The organism is Pediococcus acidilactici (genome assembly GCA_024970065.1).
Taxonomy (GTDB): Bacteria; Bacillota; Bacilli; order Lactobacillales; family Lactobacillaceae; genus Pediococcus; species Pediococcus acidilactici_A.
Genome location: CP103908.1, coordinates 705,038 through 728,084, shown reverse-complemented (window position 1 = coordinate 728,084; position 23,047 = coordinate 705,038). Strand labels below are relative to the sequence as shown.

Here is a 23,047-nt window from a genome sequence, read left to right as displayed (position 1 = left end):
TGTATGGGGCGTCTTATATAAAAAAGTTGGAGACCCGTTTCTCCAACTTTTTGCTGTGCTATATTTTATTCATTGCGTTACTTAATCTCTCGTCCATCACCCCTGAGCGCATTAGCAGCAGCTAAAATCAGCTGATTTTGTGGATCCAGCGATAATTCCCACAACATCAATCCTCCCAGGTGGTGTTCCTTTGCATACATAGCTTTATTTTTCATAGACTTTTTATCGTCAAATGACATAAATACTTGTTTATCAAAATAGTATGGTGCTGACGCTTGTGCATCCCAAAAGTAATTTTTGGGTTTTTGGGCAATTAATTGATCAATTTTTTGATATGGAGTAGTTTGGATTCCCTTTTCCTTAGCAAGTGCTCCTACAGGCGAACGCGCCTCCTTATCTACTTCTAACCAGTTTCGGCTATACGCTGCACTACCAATCACGATTTTATTTGCTGGAACTTGGTTAGCGATTAAATACTTAACCGTAGTATCAATACTAAGCTCACCTTCCATGGCCTCATAGGGATATAGGTTGGTTTGATGGCCCGTAATATTAGTCCAACTTCCCCGTAAATCGTAAGTCATTACGTTAAGGTAATCTAGATACTCTGCTATGCTGAGTTTTTCGCCGCTTATCAAACTAGTCAATAAACTGGGATCTCCCGCTATTGCAGCAGAAATTTCATATTCATCACTACAACTTGCCAATTTTTCTCGCAATACCTTTAAAAAGGCGTAAAAATTTTCTGCATCTTGAGTGCGTGATTTAATTCCTCCTAATGCAGAACCAGGGTATTCCCAATCAAAGTCAACCCCATCTAAGCCATATTGCTGTATAAAATTAATTATATTGGTTGCAAATTTATTTCGACTATCAGCGTTTAAAACGGCATCTGAAAATCCTTCTGCGCCCCATCCACCAATGCTAATGTTAACCTTTAAATTTGGAAAGCGCCGCTTTATCGTTGCAATTCGTTTAATGTGGGCCCCTTTATCCACTAAATTCTTCCCGTCAATTTTTGCGAACGCATAATTCAAATGTGTTAATTGTTCTCCTGGAATCTGATTGATTTGCCAGTTTTGTCTTCCATGTAGGTATGCCATTAATACGGTCAAGAAAATCCCTCCTCCTCGCGCTTAAGAAAGCGCTTGCAAAAATATTTTAATCCATTATACTACTCTTGAATCGATTCACATTTAATTTTTCACTATATTTGAAAAGAGGTGCAAGCCCGTGCTTACCAAATATATTACCAAGTGGCTGATTCCTGTAGCTACTAAAGTGTCCGAATCACGGCACCTAGTTGCTATCCGGGATGCTTTTATTGACATTATGCCAATTATTATGGTTAATTCACTTTTTATTTTGCTTAATTCTCTGGTTTTCACTAATGCAACCGTAGTGAAGGCGTTCCCTTACGCAACTAAATTAGTTGACATTGGTACCATGGTAAATCAAGGAACTATGGGAATTATGACTATATTGCTTTCATTTTTAATCGGTTATCGGTTAACTAATTTTTACATTGCTAATGGCCGAATTGATTCTAAAGAAGTCAACCCACTTCATGCCGGAATTTTGAGTTTAGCAACTACTTTAATCATGTTTCCTCTCTACAATGACGTTATTCCCGTGGGGGCCACTAAGCCCGTCCAAGTCGCTGGTATTTATGCCCAAACGTTAACTTCTTCTGGAGGAATGTTTGTAGGAATTATCGCGGCTCTATTAAGTACCGAGCTACTAGTTTGGATTTCTAGTAAAAAGAAGTTTCAAATTAAGATGCCCGATTCAGTACCTCCTGCAGTAGCTCAATCATTCAATACATTAATTCCTGAATCATTAGTAATCATTTTATTTGCCATTTTAACCTTTACTTATACTCAAATTGCGGGGCAAAACGTGCCGCAATTAATTACCGACGTAATCTCCCTACCTTTACAAGTTGCTTTAGAATCTCCATTAGGACTTTTTGTAGTTCAAATTCTAACCCAAATTTTATGGTTCTTTGGATTACACGGTCAAAACATCGTTTCTTCCGTGACCTCTCCCTCAATGCTAGTTGCTATTCAGCAAAATATCGATGCTTTCAACGCTGGCCATACCGTTCCTAACATTGTTACTAATCCATGGATTGGTATGTATACATTGCTCGGAGGAACTGGTGCAATTTTGCCATTCTTAATTGCCATATTCTGGGGCTCTAAACGAAAAGACTACCGCAACGTTGCTAAGCTTGGACTACTGCCTAGTTTCTTTAACATTTCTGAACCAATTATGTTTGGGATGCCCGTCGTAATGAATCCATTTTTTGCGGTGCCATTTTTATTTGTACCCATCATCAATTTAGCAATTGCTTATCCCCTAACTGCCCTAGGTCTCGTAGCTAAAAGCGTGGTAATTCCGCCATGGACTTTGCCGCCAGTACTAACCGCCTGGGTGACAACTGCGGGTGATATACCGGCAACTTTATTATCTGCATTCTTATTTATTTTAGATATTTTCTTGTATTTACCATTCGTTATTGCCAGTAATCGTAGCAAAAAAATTTAATATAGGTTATGTAAAATGAAAAAAATTCGACAAGATATCGTTGAACATCAGAAATCTGTCACTGAAGAATACGCTTCGCTTACCGATTCCCAACAACAACAGCTTAGTTGGTTTCAAGACCAAAAAATTGGGGTCATTTTTCATTGGGGCCTCTATTCAGTGGCTGGAATTGTTGAGTCATGGCAACTTTCCAAAGAAGACACCTGGGCTCGCAAAAAGCCTTGGAGAAGCGATCTTACCACCCTTCGCCGAGATTATTGGAATCTAGCCCATTCCTTTAACCCGCTTAAATATGATCCAGACAAATGGGCTGTTGAAATTAAAAATGCTGGCTTTCGTTATGCAATTTTTACTACCAAGCATCATGACGGATTCAATATGTATGCCACTCAACAATCAGACTACAACGTGACTCATTACACTGGAAAAGACCTTTTCCAAGAATTTGCCGAGAGCTTTAATGCTCATAATATCGCAGTAGGAGCCTATTACTCTAAGGCCGATTGGCACTGTCCTTACTATTGGACTCCTGGTTCTGATCCCCGGGGCCGTTATGCTTCGTATGACCCGCTTTCCAATCCTCAACGATGGGTAAAATTTAACGACTTTGTTAAAAATCAACTACTGGAAATTAATCGTAATTACGGTAAAGTTGATATTCTTTGGCTAGACGGTGGTTGGGTAAATAGCGAACACCATGAATTTTTAGACATGGACAGTATTGTTCCCCAGATCAAACAATCTCAGCCACAAATTCTAATTGTTGATCGCACCATTGGTGGCAAATATGAAGATTATGTAACTCCCGAACGAAAAGTTCCGGAGGTAATTCCACATAAGGTCTGGGAAAGTAACCTCCCTTTAGCAAAAAACTGGGGCTACGTTCCTAATGACGTTTACAAAACGTTTCCAGAGATTTTACACTATCTTGTAAAGATTGTTTCACTGGGTGGAAACATCATTTTGGGCATCGGGCCTAAACCTGATGGCACTTTACCAACGCCTGCTCTAAAACTGATTCATCAATTAGGAAAATGGTTGGTAACCTACGGTGACGGCATATATGGTACCCGAGCCGTTCCTAATCTAAAACAGAATAATTGGTATTTTACCGCAAAAGACCGCTATATTTACGCTTTCGCTGAAAAGAAATACTTTCACCCACGCAACCTACAACTTAAAAATTTGGCTTCCCACGTGGTTAGTCAACAAAATATGGCTAACAATAGTTTATCTGATCCGATAATGGGCTTAAAAATCACCATGGATAACCCGGTTACAGATTTATTTTAGATATTCAAAAAAGCGTTCACTTCCCTCCCAAGGGATTTCAAACGCTTTTTTAGTGTCCTATTTCTAACACAAGTAACTAATTTAAATATTTTCTCATTAAATATACTGGCGTACAACTCCATGCGTGGCAATAACTATTAACCATTGAGCTACCGTATGGTGAGTAGCTAGGTCTTGTAGGATCGAAAGCTTCCCAAAATGTATCAGCCCCTAAATTAATCATCTTTCCCCAATAGTCTTTTAGTAATTGAACTCCCACATCCGTTAATCCGGCTTCAAAAAGTGCTTGAGTAACGTGGTGATACATATACGGAGTTGCAATCCCCTTAATTGGAAATAGTTTTTTGACCGTATTAGTCATCAATCGTTGGCTTTCTTCAGGAGTCATTACTTGAGCTAAAACCATCCAGACTTGACTAGCAACGTTAGTTTCATGATTGGGACCAGAGATAAATAATCCCTTTTCTTCGTCAAAAAGGTTTTGTTTAACATAATTTACAATCTGTTCCAACTTTTTTTTGTAGTGGTTAATAGTAGGTAACTTTTGATGCCTTGCCAAATGTATAAACTGTCTTAAAGTGTAAATAATAATGGCAATTCCCGCGGTATCCTTGTTAAATTCGTTAGACCAATCAATAAAAACTGGATAATCTTCATCAAATATGACGTTACCATCCTCTTGAACCATATTTTCTATTACATAGTCAATTTGCTTTTTAGCTACTGGGTATAAGTCGTCCAACATCGTTTGATCAGCAGTATGACGGAAATAATCGTCTAAAATACTAACGAAAAATAAACTGTAATCGAGTAGAAAGGTATCATCTGGTGTATAAGTCGGTTTCACAAAAACGTTAGCAGGTATTCGCCCATCTTTAGCTGTTAGCGCTCCAAACAAATACAAACATCTTTTAACCAATCGTCGGTTATCAAAAGTTTCATAGTCTGCTAATGCTTGTAACCTTAAATCTCCAATCCAAAGTCGTCGATCCCGTTTTGGGCCATCTTCAAAAACATTCTGCATACAATCAGCAAGTGTTTTTAACCCTACTTGGTCAATCTTTTCTAAAAGGACGTCGTTAGTAACAAACTGAGTAGGTATCCCATGTGCTGTACTTTCGGCAATTAACGTGGGCTCAAAGAAGCTAACTTGCCACTTAGGAGAAGTATCCACCACTTTAAGTTCCACATATCGAAAACTGTATCGGCGAGGCAACGATAGTTTTGTAGGTAATTCGTCCAAGTGAATGACTTCTTCTTGCATCCACGAACGACTCAACCAGCCATGGTAATCCTTACTCTCTTGGTTTAATTCAGTGGGTAACTCAGCGAACTTTAATTTTAATGTTAATGGGGCATCCATGGGCGATCCAACTGATTTAATTTTAACTGAGAAACGCCCGACATAGTGATCTCCAAAATCTAAAATCACTCGTTCATCTCTACCGAGTCTCATTTGACTAAGCTGAGCAATATCGGCCACCTTCTGTATCCCCACGTTATCTAATAGTCCTTCATTAGCTACCGTCTCAACTAGTTTTGTTGGAGTTACCACTTGCTTAACTAATTCGGGAACGTTATCATCTGCTTTTTTTAGTAGTAATTTATCATGGTTGAATTCTACATTATCATTAATTTGAAACGTAAATGCCATCGTATTTCACTCCTCAACGTTAATCTGGTACTTTTTTTGTAGATGAATCATTATCAGTCCCGCAACCAAACACACAGCAACAACTCCAGCAAAGCCAAACATGGTTATACGGATGTGGCTTGGTAAAACTAGCGTAGGTGTAACAAATGCAAAAATCCCACATAAGAAACGAGAAAATCCATTAATAAATCCCTGTACCGAAGCCCGACTGTCTATAGGGAAAGATTCCTGTGTCCATACTTTATACATGGCCTCACCAGCAATATTATTACCTAAATTATAGAATCCAATAGCAATTACAATTGGCCATAATGCGTGACTACTTAACGCCAAGCCTAACATAGCAAATAGTTCAACAATGGAACCAACTATAAAAAATTTATTTCGGTAACGACTACCTGCTACTGATGCAAACGAAATCGACGCCAGCAAGGCAATTACGTTTAATATTAATCCTGCTCCAGTAGCAAAACTTTGAGTAGCGTGCGCTTGTACCAAAGTAAATGTTTGAAATTGTCCAAATGTATTTGCCAGCAAGTTCCAACAACAATAGAAGATCATAATCCAAATAAAGAATAAGCTATATTTATGATTTTGCCGAAGTATTCTTATTAATGAACCAGATTCAGTACTTTTCGTTGGCTGTAACTGATTAATTCGTTGATTGGCTTCGTAATGAAAATTTTTAAATCGGGGTGATAATGTCCGCCAGATAAAAGTAACTGCGGCACAAATTGCTAAAATAGCAAAAACAATTCTCGCACCAATTGCCCCCGTCATTTTAGAAACTAAAAAAGCACAGCCGTAAGAGAAAAACACCCCAATTTGCCAAAAAATTTGGGTAAAAGACACCAATTTTGCCGTAGCTTTATCGTCCGGTACGTCATGTGAAATAACCGTTAAGCTAATTGGTAGGTCTGCTCCTGAAGCTAATCCAGCGATGATAACTCCTGCTAATAAGATTTCATAACTGTTAGCTAAAACACATATTAATGCTCCAATTGCGTAACCTAAATTTAACCAGTTAAATGATCGAGTTAACCCGAAAATATTGGTAATCCATCCAGCAATTAATGAACCAATCGCAATTGCAAAAGTTAATGCTCCAGAAATCACTCCAACCTGTGTGTTTGATAGCGCTAATCCCTGTTGCCATACCGTAATAGTTGCCGATAATCCAACAATGATTCCAGAGCCCAAAATTGAACCGATCCCTGCTGCTGTAGCTAAAGGTCGGTACTTTTTCACTAAAATATCACTTTGTTTTTGCATATATCTCTCCTCCTTAACTAGTCTCATTGTAAGCGCTTAAAATAAGTGCTACAATATCTCCAGTCCACCCGAATAATTGCAAAACTACAGGTAGTTAAAAGGAGCAGTTTATAATGGATTTTATTGCTTTAGATAAAAAAATACGTGACTTGAACTACGTAGAGGAAACTCAACGGAAAAATCATGCAAATTATAATTATATGAAGCTTAACTTTAAGGAAAGTCCAATTCCCAAAATGCCTAAATATAATTTTTTCAAGCACGGTGATTTAACCATCGTTAAGGGAAATCGTTTTTCTTATGTTCCCGCCCATACTCATGACTTTATCGAACTTAACTATATGTACTCTGGAAACTGTATTCAATCGTTAAACAACGAACAATTTGAATTCAAACAAGGTCAATTACTATTAATGGATAAAAATACTGTTCAAAAGATTGGCTATACTGGAGAAAATGACACTATAATTAACATCCTACTAAAAAACTCGCTGACCGTTACTCATTTACTAGAATTACTTGCGGGTCAAACTAACCCAGTGACAGACTTTTTACAAAATTGCAATTTAAAAACCACGAACCATAACTTCATGATCTTTGATTTGCCAGCAGAATCGTTGTCTCGTAGTTTAATTATGGATTTATTTTACGCAGTATTTGTGTCTGCTCATACGATAAATAATCATGTCTTAGAATTACTCTTTTCAACTTTAATTACGCAATTACCTCCGTTGGTTAGTCATCACCACCTTAATTTTACTGCGGACAGCAATGTTGAATTACTCGCAATTCTAAAATATATTGAGCAGCATTACTCGACCACTAATTTGCAGTATACAAGTAAGCATTTTGGATATAACATGAATTATCTTAGTAATAAAATTAAAGCAGCTACTGGCCAAACATTTAAAGAATTAATTGAACAGCGTCGGCTTTACGCAGCCCAAGAGCTTTTATTTCAAACTAATTTATCTCTCGATCAAATTTCTCAACGAATCGGTTATAAAAACCCGTCATCACTAAATCGATTATTCAAAAAATACGTGAATACCACCCCCATTAGCTATAAAACCGAATTAATCAAAAATCGAGATGATTTATACTAACTAACAAAAAGTGACCGACAAGATTTCAGTAAATCCCGTCGGCCGCTTAATTATGACACTTTTAAAATTTTAAAGACTAATCTGTCCGTGGTTCTAAATACTTAATTAAAAGATTGCTATAAATGTTTGAAAAACATAAATATTCTTTTTTATTCACGTATTCATTAATTTTATGGGCAACTCGATAGTCTCCTGGTCCAAACATTATAAATGGAAAGTCTACATTTAAATGATCCTTTAGTAAATTAGAAGCGTCCGTTACACCAACACTTGCTGTCGTTTTATATTCAATTCCTAAAGTCCTTTTTGCCTCTGAAGTTGCTAATTCAATAAGTCTGTTACGGGAGCTTTTTAATACCGGTTCTTCTACCATATATATATCCATTTTCACTTTAGCGCCTTGTTTATTTTGTTCCTCGACTAATTTTTGAAAAACTTTTTCAACCTTTTCACTTGAATACTCAGGTATCGTTCTTACATTCATCTCCGCAAACTCCTTATCAGGTATCGAGTTTACCTGATCACCCGAATGTAAAATTGTAGCATTATATTTCAAATCACCTAAAGTTTCATTAGACACCGTTACTGAATCAAAAATCTTTTTGGCTTCCGCTAATATTAATATAATTGGATTTAACGCATTGAACCCACTTTCAGGTATTGAACTATGTGCTACTTCCCCATAAGAAGTAAGTCTTATATCCATCGATCCTTTATGAGCATAAATTATTTCATGATTAGATGGCTCTCCAATTATTAATGCGTCTATATCCCTCGTATAACCATACTTATGAAGTTTATTTGCCCCTATTCCTCCAATTTCTTCTCCGACCGTTGCCATAAATCGGATTGTGCCATTCTTTGGTAAATCACGCTGTTTTAATTCGATCAACGTGATAATCATTGCTGCTAATCCGGATTTCATATCTGCCGTTCCCCGACCATACAAATTACCATTCTTTTCAGTCATGGTAAATGGATCACTTTGCCATTTACTGGCATCGATTTCTGAGACTACATCCATGTGCCCAGAAATTCCAATAATAGGTTTTCCCTTTCCTAATTCAGCAATGATGTTTGCACGATTTTCTGATACAGGTAAAATTTCTGAATCGATTTTATATTGTGCCAATTTATTTTGTATATATTTCGCAACACTAAATTCATTATTATTGACTGTCCTAAATGAAATCAAGTCAGCTAATAATTCAAGTTTCTCATCATCCGAAAACTTACGTTCAATGCTTTCAGTCATGTTATCACTCTTTCTTAATTCAAATATGATGTAAATAGATCAACATATAAGCGCGTGAAATCAAGATACATTTGCTTATCAACATATTCATCAACTTTGTGGGGAGTATCGCTTCCAGGGCCGAAAATAGCTAGTGGAAAACTCTTTGATTTACCCTTCAATAAATTAGAAGCATCCGTAACTGGAGGAATAGCAACTGCCTCAACTTTAAAACCAGCGTATTTCGTACCTAAAGTTTTACTTAGCTCAACTAATGACGAACTACTATTCGTTTCAACTGAGGGCTGTGACATATAAATATCCATCGTTATTTCTGCTCCAGTTTCATTTTGTTCATGAACTAATTCTTTCATAACTTTTTCTACTTCTTGATTGTCAAACTCCGGTATCGTTCTTATATTCATTTCAGCACTTGCAAATTCTGGAATTGAATTAACTTGATTTCCGCCTTTAATAATAGTTGTGCTAAACGTTGCTTTACCCAATAGAGGATTTTGGTAGCTAGAATTTTTAAATACCATATTTGCCTTGTTTAAAAGCGTTATCAATGGATCAATGGCATTAAATCCTTCTTCAGGTAACGAACTATGTGCCGCCTTACCCTGAGATTCTAGTTTAATATCCATAGAACCTTTGTGAGCATATACCACCATATAACCTGATGGTTCACCAATTACAAGCGCATCCACATCATCCATATAACCGTTTTCATAAAGTTTCTGCGAACCTAATTCCCCAACTTCTTCACCCATCGTAGCCATCAAACGAATGGTTCCATGTGATAACAAATTACTTTCCTTAATTTGAATCATAGCAATGATCATCGCTGCCAATCCCGACTTCATATCTGCTGCTCCACGTCCGTATAATTTATTATCACGTTCTTCAAGATTAAACGGGTCGCTACTCCAATTACTTTCATCACCCGCAGGCACAACGTCCATATGACCTGAGATGCCAAGAATCGGTTTACCAGTCCCAATTTCCGCTACTAAATCAACCCGTTTATTTACAATAGGAATTATCGTTGAACTTATTCCAAACTTTTCTAGCAATTCTTTAATATATTTTGCGGCTTCAATTTCATTCCCATTACTTGTATTAATATTTACTAAATCTTTAAGGATGTTTACCTTCTCCTGGTCTGAAAAACAGTTGTTTTTTATCTTATTCATATTTTCTATCCTCCATTTTATTTTTTCTTAAGTGACATATACACTAGAAGTGCTGGAATTATGCAAAGAACTACATTAAATAGGAGTGACCACTTCGCTGAAACAACTAACCCCCTTGTTGATAAGCTTGAAAAAATGGCTAGCGAGGCTGCATTTCCAATGCCACCGCCTAAAGAGCTCGCCATCTTATAGATACCTGAGACTGTTCCTACTTGATCATCGGGAACATTAGATAAGGCAAGATCGGTTGACGGAGTTGCGTATAACCCTAACCCTATTCCAAGTGACGTATATCCGAAAAACACAAAAATAAAATATAAATTTCTATCGAGAAAAGTAAGGGAGCTCAGTAAAACACCGAAACTCGCTATTAGACTGCCTAAAACCATTGGAAATACATAACCTCGTTTATTGATTGCTTTTTCGCCTATTTTTATTGAAAATAAAATAGTTAAAAAATAAGGTATAGATAAATATCCCGTTTCCAATGGAGAAATTCCATAATTACGTTGAATAAACGTATTAATAATTACTAAAGAGCCTGCTACCGCATTTAATACAAAATTTGAAAGTGTTGCAATTGTAAATTTTATATTTCTAAACAATTTAAAGTCTACGAATGGTTGCTTTTCCCTTCTCTTTTCTGTAACAACAAAAAAGATACCAACTATTATTGCAATAAAGATAATTAAAAATGAAGGAAGGCTACCCCACCCCCAAGCAGCTCCTTTTGACAAATATATATTAATAGACAAAATTGAAATCAAAAAAAATGTAAGTCCCAGGAAATCAAATGCTATATGATTTTTATATACAACTTTTGACTCTTCCGTTCCCCACAGTAATACCATCGCTATTAATGTAAAAAAAATTCCAAAAATAAAAATCCAACGCCATGATAAAATTGTTGCAATCACTCCGCCAGCGAAAGTGCATATTCCAGATCCACCCCATGACCCCATTGACCAGTAACTCAACGCATTTTTTCGTCTATCGCCGATAAATTGGTTCTTTATAATTGCAAGTGTTGCAGGCATAATAAAAGCCGCAGAAAGGCCTTGTACAATACGGCCAATAATTAATAAGGTAGGTCCTTGAGATATACTAATTAAACCTGAACCCATTAAACTAAAAAAAAGTCCAATGTACGTGGCTCGAACTCGTCCGATCCTATCAGCAAGATAGCCTGCTAAAACAACAAATAAGCCAGAAAAAAGAGAAGTTAAACTGACTGCCAAACTCACCACTGATGAATCTATTCCTAGGCTTTCTTGTATATCAGGAATAACATTTACAATTGATTGTGCAAATAACCAATATGTTAAGACGGATAGAACAATTCCTAATAGCATCGCTCGTTGTTTATTCTTATTTACAATCCTATTTTGCATATCATTCACCTCTAAATTGTCAAAAAATATTACAATTCGAATTATAGTCTGTTCACAATCCTTTATGTGGCCATTAATTTACATATTTTTCCCTTAATATTTCTTATTTCAAATATTTTTTCTGCTAGAGCAATTTTTGTCTTCTGGTGTATAATTTATTTAATATTGGAGGTGTTTCCAGTTGTCTGCACTAAAAAAAATTACTTTAGCTCCTTATCTGTTGTTTATTAATGAAAAACAACGTTTCAACATTTTTGATACCGCTTTCATTTTTGCTGTAAAGGGAACTTTAGAAGTAGAAGAAATCTCCCGTGATGGTAGCTTCAACACCTGCATCCCGGAAGGAGAGATTTTTTCGTTAAATTCTCAAGGCATTTACAAATTAACTGCAAAACGTGGTTCTCTTGGCTGTATCTTAATTTTTCCAATTCAGTATTGTGAAAAACAAATACCAGATCTTCCCCAAATACTATTTACTATTGCCCCAAAAGAAAATACATCTTTTTTTAAGAATTATTATCAAACAGCACAACAAAACTTTGCTAAATTAATTTTACTTTGGATTTCCGAAAATGGTCATTCTTCAACTTTTGAAAGAAAAGCACTTGAATTTTTGAACTTTAATTTAAAATATTTTAGTGAACTCAATTCTGAAAATAGAATCATCTCCGACGTCATAAAATACATTAAGCTTAACTATAATAGACCAATTGATTTGCAAAATATTTCAAACAATTTTTATCTATCTAATTCATACATATCACGTCTTTTTTCTAAATCTACAGGAATAAAATTGCATAATTTTTTATCTAGATTAAGAATTGCAGAGGCAATTAATATATTAACTACAACTAATAAAGATATTGATTTTATAGCAACCGAAATTGGCTTTAACAACACCCGTACTTTTGACAGGCTCTTCAAAAAAATTACCAATCTATCCCCTTCAGAATATAGAGAATTATATGGTAATGAAAAAAGACATCTTAATCTTTCAATAGAATCAAACAAAAATATTATCACCTTTTTAAAAAAGTATTTAGAAGCACCAGAATATTCAACCTCCAAAATAAACTCCGTAAAAAAAACAGAATATTCTTACTCTGTTGATTTTTTAGAAAGTAATGTTAAAAGATACCCCCAATTTCAATTACCAAAGGTATTCATCATTATTGGAAATCCACACCAACTGCTTAGAAAAAACGTTCAAAAACAATTATCTGAAATCACAAAATCAATTAGACCTTTTTCAATCTGCATGGACTTAAATACAAACTCCTTTTCACCACAAAAAGATTCTAATCTTAAAACTATAAGCTCAATTTTTGAAGTATGGGATGAAATCTTTAATTATTTAACGACTCAAAACATTGCGCCTTTGATGATCGTTCACGAAGAAAATTTCATTAAAAATATTCCTCTATTTAAAGAATTTTGTGTTCATTTTTCAAATTTATTAAATACCGAAAATTCCCACCAAAATTGGAGATTTCTATTTAAACCTTCTGAATCCAGCCAAACTCATATAACAAGTAAAGCATTTATAAAATTTGTTAACCTATTCAATAAGTTCTTTACCCAAAGCAAATATGGCATTTCATTAGGAAATGCCGTAAGAGAAAAAGCTTGCTTAGATTTATTACATCCCATTGTGCAATCTCAGACCTCAATCGATTTTCTAGACTACAGTTTGAATCAGAATGACGACGTAGATAGTGATAAACATTTCTTAAGTGCTGAAAATGATGATCAAAAGCTAAAAGTAATAAAAAAAGTTTTGAAAATACTAAAATTTAATGCTCCAATCTATTTGCTTAATTGGAACACTATAACAGGTCAAACAGAATTTACCAACGGGCACTTCTTTAGAGGAGCATTAATTGCAAAAAATATCATTGATCGACTTGGAGAAATTGATGGCATTGGATTTTGGATTAATACAGAAATATTAGAATTTGCAAATGGTAACAAAACTAATGGACTAGGTATTAGCTTAATGCATTACCATAACGGAAAAAGACCTGCATTTTATTCCTTATCACTACTCAGTAGACTAAGAGGCCAATTAATTTTCTGTAATAACCATGTTTTAGTTACCACCAATAACGATAGCTTTGAGTTATTATTGTTGAACCCTACAATCTTTGACCCTAAATTATCAAATAATAAAATATTACTTCGGGAGGAAGAAATAAAATTAAATATCATTTTAAATAACCTACCTAATTCAAAGTATCGTATAAAAAAGTACCAATTTGATATGTTACATGGTGCACTGTACTATCTAACAAACAGTTTGCAGACACCTTCTGGAATGGATAAAGAAACGATTGATTATGTTTCCCAACACGCAACTCCTAAACTTTCGGTATACGAAACGAAAACTATCAATTCTTTACAAATAGCTGAATGTTTAACTTATAATGCAATGGAACTTTTTATAGTAAAAAATATTATATAGCACCTTAACATAAGGCAGTAATGCATCTTTGATATAATCTTTTATATTTAAACTATTACCATGGCTAACCTAATAAAGTTTTTCTCACTACGAAGTCAGTTTATTAAAATAGTAAACTTACCAAAAAAAGACAACATTTTAACCAAATTTATATAGATTAATCTTTACCATTTTTTGCAATTTGGCATTATTACAAAGAAAATAATGGTCGCCAGGATCCTAGTAGATCCTAGCGGCCACTTTATTTGTGCTCCGCATAAAATTTTTCATCCACACAGAAGCTTTAATTTTAAAAAATAAAAAATGAGGTCAATCCATGGATTGATCTCACCATTCATGAATCCTTCAATCTACTTTCAGATTACAAATTAGGATCCATCTTAAACGTCAGTTTTGATAATTCTGCGCCTTGCTTAGTTAGCTTAGCTAAAAGTTTCTTGGTTTCTTTATTGTAATGTTGTGCAATCAGGTGATTTTGTTCGGTAAGGTATTCCGTCAATTTTTCACCCGACATTTCCTTAGCTACTTGATCAACTTCCTCAATTTTAGTCCGTGCCCATTGTGATAATTCCTTTTGATAATCTAAATCATCCTGAATAAATTCAGCATAGTGGGATTCCACCACCATTGCCAAAGCTTCGTATAACCAGTATGCACTATCTAACGACATTTCTTCGGGTAATTCGCGGTAGGAGATGTCAGTATCGTTAGCGTTGGTAAAGAATGGCACGTGTGGACAGAAGCTCGGCACCCCGAATCCAATCCATTGAACTCCCGCGGCTTCATTTTCATGGCTATCCCGCATTTGTAAAATATGTGAATTGGCCGTTCGAGATAAGGAAATTGCCCGGTACGTCTTCCGATCGTGTTCGCTACCACTTCCTAATGGGTCGTACTTAGTTTCGTTATAGTGCGACTTCAGAATATATTGAATATCTTCAACCGAAATCTTTCGACTAGCTTTCCGAATAAACGGTAGATCTGGTGATTCAGGATCTTGTTCAATCTCCGGGTTTAAGTAACGTTGAGCAAACCCAACCCGAGGAGTATTGTAATGATGATCCTTTTCCGTATCCGTTCCAAAGATGTGCCGGAAATTCCAGCGATCTTCGTCAGGATTCAAACCATGCTTTTCGACAAATTCTTGAATGCCGTCCGCCCACATATAATTGTCAGGATCGTTAAAGTCAATATCTTCAATCGCAATTTGGTTAGCTGCCACGGCATAGCAATCATCTGGGATCCGAACGGCAACCCATTGATGACCCGTAACAATCTCCATGTACCACACTTCGTCAGCATCATTAAATTGGACGCCATTACCTTCTGCTGAACCGTACTTTTTCACCAGTTCGCCTAGGTAACGAACCCCATCCCGAGCAGAATCAATGAATGGTAATACTAACGTAGTCATGGAATCTTCTGCTAAACCATTTTTAACAAATGGATCGTACGCTAAAACTCGTTCGTTAGCGTAAACACTTTCCGTGGCACTTTCACCAACGTTCTTTTCATTGAATCCGTCTTCTTCGTTAGGTCCTTCGCTCTCATCTGCGTTAGGTGTTGAAGTATAACGGTACCCACTTTCTGGTAATGGCACGGTTAACCCGTTATATGGTGATTTATAAGTTTCTTGTCGGCCTGAGACGGCTGGTTGAACCAAGAAGCGTTTTGGATGAATAGCTACTAACCGGTCTTCATTTCTGGAAATGTAGGTTGCACCATCGAGCGAAGCCTTTTTTCCAACCATTACTGAAGTACATGCTGACATTTCAATTCTATCCGTCATGATAAATCCTCCTTTTAAATTTCTTTAAACTCGTTCAATAATCTGTTCGTTAACTTCTAATTGTTTCAAATATAGTAAAAGTCGACTATATAAATAATCATTCGCTTCTTCAAAATGAGCGCCTAAATTCTGACCAATTTCGTACGCACTACGCTGTCCGTTAATTTGGCGAAATACAAAGCTTCCGTATTCATCCAAATCCAGATAAGTATATTCTGGAATTTTAAAATGTAATTTTCGTAAAAACTGTTGAATCCAATGATTCTGGGCGCGAATGATAGTTACTTTTTCACCCTCAACTTTATAATCAACTTGTGGATTTTTTTTAAAGATCAATTCCTTTAAATCAGCGTCCGTTAATTTAGGCGACTTACTCACGACTCTTAACCTTCTTTTGATTGCCAGTCTTTTTAATCATGTACAGTGGCATTATGATTGCAGCCGCCATGATTGCTAACATTATTAGTCCCATTTCGTTGCTTGCTAAAAAGCCACTTGGTGCGCTATTACCCAACATACCAGTAACGTGGAAAATAATTCCTACGAGGCCAATAATTGAACCACCAGCAATTAATCCTGAAGAAAGACTAACGCCGCTTTGTACCCGTTTGTCACGTAACTCTTTGTCTTTAGTAGTCTTATTGATCAAAAGTTTTAATAATGCCCCTACTAAAATAATTGAAGTAGTTGAAATTGGTAAGTAAAAACCTAGTGCAACCGTCATAATTGGCAAGTCTAGCATCCAGAAAACTAAAGCCATCACAATTCCAACGATAATCATAATCCATGGTAAATCTCCAGACATGATGCCAGACGTTAAAGTTGCAATTAAGTTAGCTTGTGGCAGTCCAAACGGTGGGTTGGAACCCGTGATTCGCAATTGTGGTTCTAAAAGTACCGTAGTTCCAATTACGGTGAGAACTCCTACGAAACCTGCAATCATGTAGTACTTCATCATTTCCTTATTCGAGCCGCCAATCATGTAGTTAACTTTTTGGGTTTGCATATAACCGCCACCAACCGAAACCGTGGTAACGATAAATACCCCAAACAAAAGTAAGATCTCTGTGTAATTTTTAGTAGTCCAGCCCATCAATACAAAGGCTAAAGTCATAATTACTAACGATGCGATGGTCATTCCTGACACCGGTTCGTTAGAACAACCAATCGTCCCCGCAAGTCGAGCGGAAACAATTACAAACAACAACGATAAAATCAAAGTTAAAACTCCGCCAAGCAAAGCAACGATGACGGAACCAGAAATAATGAAACCAGCGATAAAAATAGCAATTACTGAAGCTAATAGAGCAATTAATCCTAAAGCGTTTTTGTCTTCCGTAGTGCTATTCCGCGCATTAAGTACCTTTTTAATTGAAGTCCAGATTACGGGGATCAAGTTGACTGCTCCGATAATTCCTCCACAAAGCATCATTCCAGCACCAATGTATTTAACGTAAGACCCCGCGACGTCATCGACACTCATTTGTGAGATGTTTAATGCGGCATCATTCCAAACGTGCGCCCCGCTGCCTGCCATTTGTGCAAAGTAGCTAACTAAAGGCACCACCGCAAAGTTTGATAAGATTGACCCAGCAAACATAGTCATTGCCACTTCTAAGCCAACGACAAACCCGATTCCGGCTAGCATAGGGTTAACTTCTGTTGACATTTTCCAACGGTAAAATGAGTTCCCGGTATACGTGATCATACTGTTCACCCAGCCAAAAACCTGGGAAGTAAACAAGGTGATTAAGCCACCAATTCCAAAGCCGACGCCCAGAAATTTTAGTGAATCCCCACCGCTCTCCGAAGCCACTAACGCTTCGGTAATCGCCATGGATTCGGGATACGCCAGCCGACCGTGTTCTTCCACAATCAGGTAATTTTGCACTAACGAGGCACTCCCGATGGCAAACATCACGGCTAAAGCGCCTACCATTACGCCAGTAAAAAAGTTAACGCGCCCACCAATTAAGATAATTGCTGGAAGGACGTAAATCATTCCACTAGCGACAGCTTCACCACCACTAGACATCCCTTGTAAAATATTTTTACCAAGAATTCCTTTTTTCTTAGCGAAAATGCTTACCAAACCTGAACCAATGATCGACCCAGGAATTCCTGCTGCTACCGTCAATCCGGCCTTCATCCCTGAATACGCCGTTGACGCTCCAAAAATCACGGCTAAAATAATTCCCATAATCAAAATGGCAATACTTCCACCATGCCCTTTTTTAGTAACGTAAGGAACGTATTTATCCTTACCATTACCACCATAATCTTTCTTAGAAACATTTTGTGCCATCCAATTCAATCCCTTTCTTTAATAGCCACTGACACCTAATAGGCTTATCCAATCCCAACTTTGTGTGTATCAACTGGGGAGAAGAAGTGATCAATAATTTGTGAAACACGTTGAAGGTCAACGTTACCACCCGAAACCAAGGCAACGACTTTCTTACCTTCAATCCACTTCTTATCAATCTTGCCTGCTTCAAGTGCAGCAGTTGGTAATGCGCCAGCGCCTTCTGCAACAATCTTAGTCCGTTGCATCAAGTCCTTCATTGCCATAGAAATCTCTTCTTCACTAACTAGGACAATTTCATCAACTAACTTAGAAACAATTCCGTAAGTAATGTCACCAGGTGTAGCTACGTCAGTGCCATCAGCAAGGGTAAAGTCATCATGATGTTTTACAATCTTGCCTGCGTCTACCGAAGCTTTCATTCCGTGAACGTTTTCGGATTGTACCCCAACTACGTGAATGGAAGGGTTGATTGACTTAACTGCCGTAGCAATTCCTGCAATTAATCCACCACCACCAACTGGCACAATAACAGTCTCTACGTCCACTAAATCTTCAAGAATTTCTAGGCCAATAGTTCCTTGTCCAGCACAAATGAGCGAGTCATTAAATGGATCAACAACGGTTTTACCTTCTCTTTTGGCTCTTTCAAGCATCCAATCGTGAGCATCATCAAAAGTTGCTCCGTGAATGTCAATTTCAGCTCCGTAACCACGAGTAGCATCTCGCTTCATTTGAGGAGCTTCGTCTGGCATTACGACCGTGGTGTCAATTCCAGAAAGCTTGCCAGTTAAGGCAACTCCCTGCGCATGGTTTCCAGCTGAAGCTGTAATTACTCCACGCTTCTTTTCTTCATCAGATAAATGGTTAATCTTATTATTAGCTCCTCTGAATTTAAATGAACCGGTAAGTTGCATATTCTCAAGTTTTAAATACACATCTGCATGGGCAACATTATTACTTAAAAACATCGATTGAACCAACGGAGTTCGACGAGCATATTTACTGATTACTCTGCGTGCTTCTTCAATTTGGTTTAAATTTAATAAGTCATAAGTTTGAGCAACTACTTCATTTCTTGGTTCGTTATTTTTCACGTCTTTCACCCCATAAATTAAAAGTTAATAATCATTTATATGTTTAACTCAATGTAAGGAAGGTCTAATGAATCTGCAAGACCCTTGTTAGTTACCTTACCTTCATAGAGGTTAACTCCAGATGCTAAAGCTTTATCTTCCTTGATTGCTCCTTCAATTCCCTTATCGGCAATTTCCAAAATGTAGTCAAGGTTACCAGCTGCCAACGCCATCGTAGCAGTCCGTGGAACGGCACCAGGTTGGTTAGGAACGGCGTAGTGAATTACACCATCTTTAATGAAGACTGGGTCATCGATTGTGGTTGGATGATCAATGGTTTCCACCGTTCCCCCCTGGTCAATTGCAATATCAGCAATTACTGACCCCTTCTTCATACTTTTTACCATGTATTCTTTAACCAACTTTGGTGGCTTAGAACCTGGGATTAAGATTGTGGATACAAAGATATCTGCATCTTTGATTTCTTTCGCAAGATTTTCTTCGTTCGATTTAACTACGCGAACATCTTTACCCTTATATTGTTCTTCCAATTGAGCGATTCGATCGTCCTTTAATTCAATAATTACTACTGAGCATCCTAAGCCTAAAGCAGTGTCCGCAGCACCAGTCGCAGCGTTTCCACCACCAAAAATTACTACGTGTCCAGCAGGGATTACTCCAGGAATTCCAGAAACTAAAATCCCTTCTCCTTGATGTTGTGCTTCAAGGTAATAAGCTCCCATGATTACTGAACGACGTCCCGCAATTTGACTCATCGGTGCTAACAACTCTAATTTGCCATCTTTAACAATGGTTTCACCACCAATTGCAGTAACTCCGGCCTTCATCATTGCTTCAACAGTTGTTTTAGAAGATGCTAGATGTTGGAATCCCCAAATAATTTTACCTTTATCAAAATATTGGTATTCTTCAGCATCAGGTTCTTTGACCTTAATACATAACTCCGCTTTCCATGCATCTTCATGAGAAACGATCTTCCCACCAGCTTTTTCGAATTCTTCGTTAGAAAAGCCTGCGCCAATTCCGGCATCCTTTTCAACTAAGACTTCATTACCGGCATCAACCATTTTTTGAACATTTTCCGGCGTGGCCGCTACCCGGCCTTCCCCTTCTTTTTGTTCTTTAATAACAGCAATTTGCATAAAGACACTTCCTTGTGATTTATTTAACTACCCATACATTATTGCACATTGTAATCAAAATTACACATCTTTTATATTAAAAACAAAAATAATAAATTATGGGTTTAATTAACATTTTTCACTTTATCGGTACCGAATCAACGAATAAAATGTCACAAAATACTTTAAGGGTGTTAAAAACAATGGGTTCACATTCACAAAAAATAATCCTTTGCGACGCCCTTAAATCCGTACTATTAACATTTATCTACTAATATTTTTTCGGTCGGTACTTTTACCCCCGTTAAAGAATCACAATAAAAAGAACCGGTCGCTTTAACGATCAGTTCTTTTAGAAACATTTATTTTAGTAAACAATTATTTGATGTTAACGTATGTCAAACCAAACATATTGCTGAGATCTTGCAATTGTTCAGCATCCACATTGAAGGAAAGTACGGTATGGTGACCGCCACCAAGTGTGAGCCAACCTTCAGCACCCTTCTTCCAACCTTGTTTTGGTGTCCAAAGTTGTTTAGCAACTGGGAGATGTGGTGTTTCTTTTTCAGGCTTGTTGCCTTGAACATCGTAAGACATTAGCTTGAATTCATCACCGTAGTCAGCCATCGTAACGTCAACCGCGTCGCCTTCCATACCAGTGAAGACAAAGCGTGCTGGGTCATCCTTGCCACCGATGTCAAGTGGGTGAACTTCGACCCGTGGCGTATCACTAGCTAACGTTGGGTCAACTTCTAGCATGTGTGAACCAAGGATTGCTTCGTGACCCTTACGGAGGTCAAGGGTGTAATCTTCCATGAAGGCAGTGTGTTGGTTATGCGCAATGATCTTCATTAAGCGATCCAAAGCAGCGGTCTTCCAGTCCCCTTCACCAGCGAAGCCATAGCCTTCAGCCATTAACATTTGAACAGCCAATCCTGGAAGTTGTTCCAAACCAGCTAAGTCTTCAAAGTTAGTTGTGAAGGCGGTGTATCCACGATCGTCCATGAACTTCTTCAATGCAAAGTATTCACGAATTTGGTACTTAGTATTGTGTTCGAATTTTTCTGAAGAATTTTCTCCTTCAACGAAGTTGTATTCCTTCTTCATTTCTTCGTACTTATTGTTGATGTCGTCTTCAGAAACAGCATTAACTTCTTCAACTAAGTCCGCAACTCCCCAGTAATCGACGGTCCAGCCAAATTTAATTTGTGCTTCAATCTTATCACCGTCAGTAACCGCAACGTTACGCATCTTGTCAGCAAAGGTTACTACCTTGATACCGAATGATTCGTTGTAACCAACGGCAGCGTCCATCCATTTAGCGATTTGTTTTTGAATATCTTCATCACCCCAGTAACCAGTGATGATCTTGTTGTTCTTCCGCAAACGTGCGTTGATAAATGCATATTCACGATCACCATGAGCAGATTGGTTTAAGTTCATGTAATCAAAATCAATGGTGTCGTATGGAATGTGGTTTAAGAATTGAGTTGCTAAGTGAAGCAATGGTTTTTGCAATAACTTAGTACCACGGATCCAGTTTTTAGCTGGTGAGAAGGTGTGCATCCAGGTAATTACCCCGGCAACCTTGTCATTATAGTTAGCATCCTTCATTACTTGGGTGATGTTTTCAGCAGTGGTTGCTACCAACTTGAATTTAACTGGATAAGGTAAGTTCTTGGATTCGTTTAATTTATCAACGATTTCGCGAGCATCCTTTTCTACTGAACGAAGGGTTTCTTCACCATATAGGAATTGACTACCTGTAATAAACCAAAATTCATAATCTTGCATTTTTTTCATGTTAAAACGCTCCTTTTCTAATTAAAAATATTTTTATTTTCTTTGTGCGTGTTCTTTAGATTTGGCATTATTTTGCCCATAATAAGCATTCTTACCGTGTTTACGGTAGTAGTGTTTATCTAATAAGTATTGAGGAACTTCGATATTCCGCCGGGTCATTTGTAAAGCGTGATAGTCGATTTCAGCAGCGACTTCCAATACTTTAGCGTTGTAAACCGCTTTGTCCGGTGTAGCACCCCAGGTAAACGGTCCGTGTTGGCTAACCAATACAGCAGGAACCGCATTGTGATCCAAATTCCGTTCCTTAAATTCTCGAACGATTACTTTACCAGTATTTTCTTCGTACGCCTCTTCAATCTCTTGTTTAGTTAAGGCTGGAGTTACCGGTACGTCGCCGTAGAATGTGTCGGCATGGGTCGTACTCAAAGCGGGCACGTCAATTTCGGCTGCTGCAAATGAAACTGCCCATGGAGAGTGGGTGTGCACGATTCCTCCAATGTCCGGAAATTCGTTATATAAAACAGTGTGGGTTGGTGTATCGCTAGAAGGATTCATATCCCCTTCAACAACTTCCCCCTTTAAATTAACTACCACCATATCTTCGGGTTTCATTTCTTCATACGAGACTCCCGAAGGTTTAATAACGAATAATCCCTTTTCGCGATCGATCCCGGAGACGTTTCCCCAGGTAAACGTAACTAAATCCAACTTCGGCAGCTGCATATTAGCTTCGTAAACTTCTTGTTTAAGTTTTTCTAGCATCAAATCTCCCCTT

The 23,047-nt window shown here is 37.3% G+C and carries 17 protein-coding genes; 4 read left to right on the top strand and 13 right to left on the bottom strand.

The window, feature by feature from the left end; all coding sequences use genetic code 11:
• Nucleotides 1–77 precede the first annotated feature (77 nt).
• A complete protein-coding gene (locus tag NYR25_03365) occupies nt 78–1,115 on the bottom strand; it encodes a glycoside hydrolase family 18 protein (GenBank protein ID UWF34441.1) in 1,038 nt (345 codons plus the stop codon).
• Between the two features lie 118 nt (nt 1,116–1,233).
• Between NYR25_03365 and NYR25_03360 the strand changes: the two genes are divergently transcribed.
• Nucleotides 1,234–2,550, top strand: coding sequence for a PTS transporter subunit EIIC (locus NYR25_03360; protein UWF34440.1), 1,317 nt, complete (start codon nt 1,234–1,236; stop codon nt 2,548–2,550).
• Nucleotides 2,551–2,565: 15 nt separating this feature from the next.
• A complete protein-coding gene (locus NYR25_03355; protein ID UWF34439.1) occupies nt 2,566–3,843 on the top strand; it encodes an alpha-L-fucosidase in 1,278 nt (425 codons plus the stop codon).
• A 76-nt stretch (nt 3,844–3,919) separates the two neighbouring features.
• On the opposite strand, the gene NYR25_03350 is transcribed toward NYR25_03355, so the two are convergent.
• Together NYR25_03350 and NYR25_03345 are read right to left on the bottom strand one after the other, a co-directional pair.
• Nucleotides 3,920–5,497: an alpha-rhamnosidase gene (locus tag NYR25_03350; GenBank protein UWF34438.1), complete on the bottom strand. Its 1,578-nt coding sequence runs from the start codon at nt 5,495–5,497 to the stop codon at nt 3,920–3,922.
• 6 nt (nt 5,498–5,503) lie between these two features.
• Nucleotides 5,504–6,769 (bottom strand): MFS transporter, encoded by a 1,266-nt coding sequence (locus NYR25_03345; protein UWF34437.1) that lies wholly within the window; start codon nt 6,767–6,769, stop codon nt 5,504–5,506.
• A gap of 113 nt (nt 6,770–6,882) precedes the next feature.
• On the opposite strand from NYR25_03345, the gene NYR25_03340 reads away from it, so the two are divergent.
• Nucleotides 6,883–7,875, top strand: coding sequence for an AraC family transcriptional regulator (locus NYR25_03340; GenBank protein ID UWF34436.1), 993 nt, complete (start codon nt 6,883–6,885; stop codon nt 7,873–7,875).
• A gap of 76 nt (nt 7,876–7,951) precedes the next feature.
• Here NYR25_03340 and NYR25_03335 read toward each other — a convergent pair whose 3' ends face one another.
• From NYR25_03335 to NYR25_03325, 3 genes are read right to left on the bottom strand one after another with little or no spacing between them, the layout of a single operon-like run.
• A complete protein-coding gene (locus NYR25_03335; GenBank protein UWF34435.1) occupies nt 7,952–9,130 on the bottom strand; it encodes an ArgE/DapE family deacylase in 1,179 nt (392 codons plus the stop codon).
• Between the two features lie 14 nt (nt 9,131–9,144).
• The gene (locus NYR25_03330; protein ID UWF34434.1) at nt 9,145–10,305 is read right to left on the bottom strand and encodes an ArgE/DapE family deacylase; all 1,161 of its coding nucleotides are present in this window, start codon (nt 10,303–10,305) and stop codon (nt 9,145–9,147) included.
• 17 nt (nt 10,306–10,322) lie between these two features.
• Nucleotides 10,323–11,696 carry an MFS transporter gene (locus tag NYR25_03325; protein ID UWF34433.1) on the bottom strand — a complete coding sequence of 458 codons (1,374 nt, stop codon included), beginning with the start codon at nt 11,694–11,696 and terminating at the stop codon, nt 10,323–10,325.
• Nucleotides 11,697–11,877: 181 nt separating this feature from the next.
• Between NYR25_03325 and NYR25_03320 the strand changes: the two genes are divergently transcribed.
• Nucleotides 11,878–14,157, top strand: coding sequence for a helix-turn-helix domain-containing protein (locus tag NYR25_03320; protein ID UWF34432.1), 2,280 nt, complete (start codon nt 11,878–11,880; stop codon nt 14,155–14,157).
• 361 nt (nt 14,158–14,518) lie between these two features.
• Here the strand turns inward: NYR25_03320 and NYR25_03315 are convergent, their stop codons facing one another.
• From NYR25_03315 to NYR25_03285, 7 genes are all read right to left on the bottom strand, one after another.
• The gene (locus NYR25_03315) at nt 14,519–15,946 is read right to left on the bottom strand and encodes a C69 family dipeptidase (GenBank protein ID UWF34431.1); all 1,428 of its coding nucleotides are present in this window, start codon (nt 15,944–15,946) and stop codon (nt 14,519–14,521) included.
• A 24-nt stretch (nt 15,947–15,970) separates the two neighbouring features.
• Nucleotides 15,971–16,324, bottom strand: a complete 354-nt coding sequence (locus NYR25_03310; GenBank protein ID UWF34430.1) for a PqqD family peptide modification chaperone — start codon at nt 16,322–16,324, stop codon at nt 15,971–15,973.
• Nucleotides 16,317–18,251: an OPT/YSL family transporter gene (locus NYR25_03305; protein ID UWF34429.1), complete on the bottom strand. Its 1,935-nt coding sequence runs from the start codon at nt 18,249–18,251 to the stop codon at nt 16,317–16,319. Before NYR25_03305 ends, NYR25_03310 begins: the two co-directional genes overlap by 8 nt.
• A gap of 44 nt (nt 18,252–18,295) precedes the next feature.
• Nucleotides 18,296–19,348: a bifunctional threonine ammonia-lyase/L-serine ammonia-lyase TdcB gene (gene tdcB, locus NYR25_03300; protein UWF34428.1), complete on the bottom strand. Its 1,053-nt coding sequence runs from the start codon at nt 19,346–19,348 to the stop codon at nt 18,296–18,298.
• Between the two features lie 35 nt (nt 19,349–19,383).
• On the bottom strand, nt 19,384–20,490 hold the full coding sequence (gene ald / locus NYR25_03295; GenBank protein ID UWF34427.1) for an alanine dehydrogenase: 1,107 nt from the start codon (nt 20,488–20,490) through the stop codon (nt 19,384–19,386).
• Nucleotides 20,491–20,847: 357 nt separating this feature from the next.
• Nucleotides 20,848–22,272 carry an L-arabinose isomerase gene (gene araA / locus NYR25_03290; protein ID UWF34426.1) on the bottom strand — a complete coding sequence of 475 codons (1,425 nt, stop codon included), beginning with the start codon at nt 22,270–22,272 and terminating at the stop codon, nt 20,848–20,850.
• 33 nt (nt 22,273–22,305) lie between these two features.
• Nucleotides 22,306–23,034: an L-ribulose-5-phosphate 4-epimerase gene (locus NYR25_03285; protein ID UWF34425.1), complete on the bottom strand. Its 729-nt coding sequence runs from the start codon at nt 23,032–23,034 to the stop codon at nt 22,306–22,308.
• Nucleotides 23,035–23,047 lie beyond the last annotated feature (13 nt).

Coding starts and splice junctions, on each gene's coding strand:
- NYR25_03350 (UWF34438.1), bottom strand. CDS start 5,497: ATGGCATTTACGTTTCAAATTAATGATAATGTAGAATTCAACCATGAT.
- NYR25_03285 (UWF34425.1), bottom strand. CDS start 23,034: ATGCTAGAAAAACTTAAACAAGAAGTTTACGAAGCTAATATGCAGCTG.
- NYR25_03355 (UWF34439.1), top strand. CDS start 2,566: ATGAAAAAAATTCGACAAGATATCGTTGAACATCAGAAATCTGTCACT.
- NYR25_03305 (UWF34429.1), bottom strand. CDS start 18,251: ATGGCACAAAATGTTTCTAAGAAAGATTATGGTGGTAATGGTAAGGAT.
- NYR25_03340 (UWF34436.1), top strand. CDS start 6,883: ATGGATTTTATTGCTTTAGATAAAAAAATACGTGACTTGAACTACGTA.
- NYR25_03325 (UWF34433.1), bottom strand. CDS start 11,696: ATGCAAAATAGGATTGTAAATAAGAATAAACAACGAGCGATGCTATTA.
- ald (UWF34427.1), bottom strand. CDS start 20,490: ATGCAAATTGCTGTTATTAAAGAACAAAAAGAAGGGGAAGGCCGGGTA.
- araA (UWF34426.1), bottom strand. CDS start 22,272: ATGAAAAAAATGCAAGATTATGAATTTTGGTTTATTACAGGTAGTCAA.
- NYR25_03345 (UWF34437.1), bottom strand. CDS start 6,769: ATGCAAAAACAAAGTGATATTTTAGTGAAAAAGTACCGACCTTTAGCT.
- NYR25_03330 (UWF34434.1), bottom strand. CDS start 10,305: ATGAATAAGATAAAAAACAACTGTTTTTCAGACCAGGAGAAGGTAAAC.
- NYR25_03335 (UWF34435.1), bottom strand. CDS start 9,130: ATGACTGAAAGCATTGAACGTAAGTTTTCGGATGATGAGAAACTTGAA.
- NYR25_03315 (UWF34431.1), bottom strand. CDS start 15,946: ATGACGGATAGAATTGAAATGTCAGCATGTACTTCAGTAATGGTTGGA.